Origin of the sequence: Stenotrophomonas pictorum JCM 9942 (assembly GCF_001310775.1) — a bacterium.
In the GTDB taxonomy this organism is placed as follows: domain Bacteria; phylum Pseudomonadota; class Gammaproteobacteria; order Xanthomonadales; family Xanthomonadaceae; genus Stenotrophomonas; species Stenotrophomonas pictorum.
In genome coordinates this window covers 1-2,939 of record NZ_BAZI01000330.1, presented here as the reverse complement: position 1 = coordinate 2,939, position 2,939 = coordinate 1, and the positions used below count along the sequence as shown (strand labels likewise).

Sequence of the window (2,939 nt, the reverse complement as noted above, 5' to 3'; positions counted from 1 at the left end):
CCAGGTCGGCGGCCTTGCCTGCTTCCACCGCGCCGTAGCGGTGCAGCGTGCCGAACCATTGCGGGCCGGCGCGGGTGGCCGCGACCAGCGCCTGCTGCGGAGTCAGGCCTTCGCGCACGTACAGCTTCAGCTCGTTGTGCAGGCCGATGCCCGGGTAGTTGTAGGAGTTGAGGAAGCCCGCGTCGGTGCCGGCCATGATGTTCACCCCGGCCTGCTGCAGCATCGGTAGCACCTTGGCGACCTCCGCATAGCCCTCGTGGCGGGCCTGGATCTGCGCCGGCGTGGCCTTGGCCGCGCGCTCCACGCGCCATTCGTAGGTCTTGCGCAGGCCCGGGCCGATGTAGGCCAGGTAGGCGTCGTTGTCGTGCGGCTCGCTGTCGAGGAAGTCGAGGATGCGGCCACCGTCCAGCGTCGGCGTGACCGCGACACCCAGCGCGGCGAAGCGACGGTAGGCGGCCATGGCGGTATCGCGGTCGAAACCGGCCGACAGGCGGCGGTTGGCCTCGGCACGGTCGATGCGGCCGGCGGCGAAATCCGCGGCGATGGCCGCCTCCTCCTTCACGCCGGCCTTGAACGCATAGTCCAGGTGTTCGATCGAGCTGATGCCGGCATCCACGGCCTGGCCCACGGTCAGCGCCATCGGGATGTGCCCGGAAGTGCGCAGACCGCGCTTTTTGGCTTCGCTCAGCGCGTACAGGAACAGCTCCGGGGACAGCGTGCTGTCGGTGATCTTGACGAAGTCCACCTGGTCGCGCTGCTCGCGGTCCAAGGCGGCGTCCACGCCGGCCTCATCGCCGGCTTCGAGTGTGCCTTTCCAGACCGGCTTGAGTCCCTCGATCTTGGCACCGGAAGTGAACAGCTGCGGCCCGAACAGCTGCCCGTTGGCGATCTGCCCGCGCCAGGACAGCACCTGTTCGGCCAGATCGCCGGAGGCGTCGCGCACGGTGGTGATGCCATGGGCCACGTACAGCGGCAGCAGCGCCTTGTTCTCCTCGATCAGCGCCGGGCCGCCGCCGAAATGCACGTGCATGTCCCACAGGCCGGGGATCAGGTAGCGGTTCTTCGCATCGATGGTCGTGGCGGCGCGCCACTGGCCGGCCAGCGTCTTGTCATCGCCGACGGCGACGATGTCGTCACCGCGGATCACCACCGTCTGGCCGGGGCGGGTGCTGCCGTGTTCGACGTCGACCACGGTGGCGTGGCGGATCAGCACGTCGGCGGTGGAACGTGCCGCCAGTGCGGCGGGCGCGACCGCCAGCAGCAGGCCTGACAGGGCGAGGGAAAGCGTGGTTTTCATCAGCGGTGTCCAGTGGCGTGCGGCGGGCCGCACAGCGGAGTAAAGGGGTCAGTGCGCGCCGGCGGCGACCAGCAGGCGCACGATAGCGGCCTGCTGGCGCTGGCGGGCGCGTTGCAGGGGGGAGATGCCATAGCTGTCGGGAAGGTTCACGTCGGCACCGGCATCGATCAGCATGCGCACGATCTGCTGATGGGCGACGCCGCCATCGCCGAGAATGATCGCCTCCAGCAGCGCGGTCCAGCCAAGCCGGTTGACGTGGTCCACGTCGATGCCGGCCTCGATCAGCGTGCGCACGGTTTCCACATGGCCACGCTCGGCAGCCGGAATCAGCGCGGTACCGCCGTAGCGGTTGGTGCTGCGCAGATCGGCGCCGTGGGCCAGCGTCATCTTCAGGATCTCCACCTGCCCGCTGGCGCCGGCATACAGGTAGGTGGTGTCCTGGATCGAATCCCTGGCATTGACGTCGGCACCGGCTTCCATCAGCAGCCGTGCCGTTCCTATCTGGCGCTGGTGGACGGCGGCCAGCAGCGGGGTGCGGTCTTTTTTGTCGCGGGCGTGAATGTCGGCGCCCTGCGCCAGCAGGCCGCGTACCGTCTCGACGTTGCCGGCTTCGGCCGCCTGGAACAGCTGGCGCGACAGCCCCCTGTCGTCAGCGCCGGCCGCGCACGACGCCAGCATGGCGCTGGCCAGCAACTGGGCGGTGATCCAATGTCGTGCGGACATCGCCGTCTCCTGTCTCTGCGATGTGGCGTGCCGTGGAGCGGGCACCGGGGTGGGGCGCGACGGTTTGCACCGGTTGCGGGTCGATGCTACAAGCCCTTTCACCCATCCAGAAATGAAATGTAACGATGGCTACCAGTGCGAAATCGAATAGATCCCTGTTCGATCTGGATCTGCTGCGGGCACTGGTGACCGTGGCCGACTGCGGTGGTTTCACCGCTGCGGCTGCGCGCCTGCACTCGACCCAGTCCACCATCAGCCAGAAGGTGCGGCGGCTGGAGGAACTGGCCGGGCACCGGTTGTTGGACCGCGGCGTGCGCGATGCGCGACCGACCGATATCGGCGAAACCGTGCTGGGCTATGCGCGGCGGATGCTGGCATTGAACGAGGAGCTGTCCGATGCGCTTTCCGGCGAGGGCGCCACGGCCACGATCCGGCTGGGTGTGCCGGAGGATTTCGCCGGTGGCCGTACCACCCGGCTGCTGGCCGTCTTCAGCCGTGAGCATCCGCAGGTGAAGCTGGAAGTCAGCAGCGGCCTGAGCCGGGCGCTGGGCGACAGCTATGACCGCGGCGAACTCGACCTGGTGCTGCTCAAGCAGCGCCGTGGCAGCCGTGACGGCGTGGCCTGCTGGCCGGAGCCGATGTGCTGGGTCGATGCGGCTTCGGCACCGGCGTTCGCGCAGAACCCGGTGCCGCTGGTGGCGTTTCCGCCGCGCGGGCTGTACCGCGAGGACATGATCGACGCCATCGAGCGCTCGGGCGCCGCTGGCGGATCAGCTTCACCAGCTCCAGCCTGGGGGGACTGCAGGCGGCGGTCGCTGACGGGCTGGGCATCAGCCTGTTGCCCGCACGCGCGGTAACCGCCGGCCACACGGTGCTGGGACTGGCCAGCGGGCTGCCGCTGATCGACAGCATCGAGCGG

At 68.9% G+C, this 2,939-nt stretch carries 3 protein-coding genes; 1 reads left to right on the top strand and 2 read right to left on the bottom strand.

Annotated elements, in window-relative coordinates; all coding sequences use genetic code 11:
• Both JCM9942_RS13210 and JCM9942_RS13205 read right to left on the bottom strand, forming a co-directional pair.
• Positions 1-1,297 (bottom strand): amidohydrolase family protein (locus JCM9942_RS13210; RefSeq protein WP_054660239.1); only part of this gene is annotated, 1,297 nt, incomplete at its 3' end.
• Positions 1,298-1,345: 48 nt separating this feature from the next.
• Positions 1,346-2,020, bottom strand: a complete 675-nt coding sequence (locus JCM9942_RS13205) for an ankyrin repeat domain-containing protein (protein WP_054660237.1) — start codon at positions 2,018-2,020, stop codon at positions 1,346-1,348.
• Between the two features lie 125 nt (positions 2,021-2,145).
• Between JCM9942_RS13205 and JCM9942_RS13200 the strand changes: the two genes are divergently transcribed.
• Positions 2,146-2,877 carry a LysR family transcriptional regulator gene (locus JCM9942_RS13200; RefSeq protein WP_256202385.1) on the top strand — a complete coding sequence of 244 codons (732 nt, stop codon included), beginning with the start codon at positions 2,146-2,148 and terminating at the stop codon, positions 2,875-2,877.
• Positions 2,878-2,939 lie beyond the last annotated feature (62 nt).

Excerpts from the sequence above, each read along its gene's own strand:
- JCM9942_RS13205 (WP_054660237.1), bottom strand. The coding sequence starts at position 2,020 with ATGTCCGCACGACATTGGATCACCGCCCAGTTGCTGGCCAGCGCCATG.
- JCM9942_RS13200 (WP_256202385.1), top strand. The coding sequence starts at position 2,146 with ATGGCTACCAGTGCGAAATCGAATAGATCCCTGTTCGATCTGGATCTG.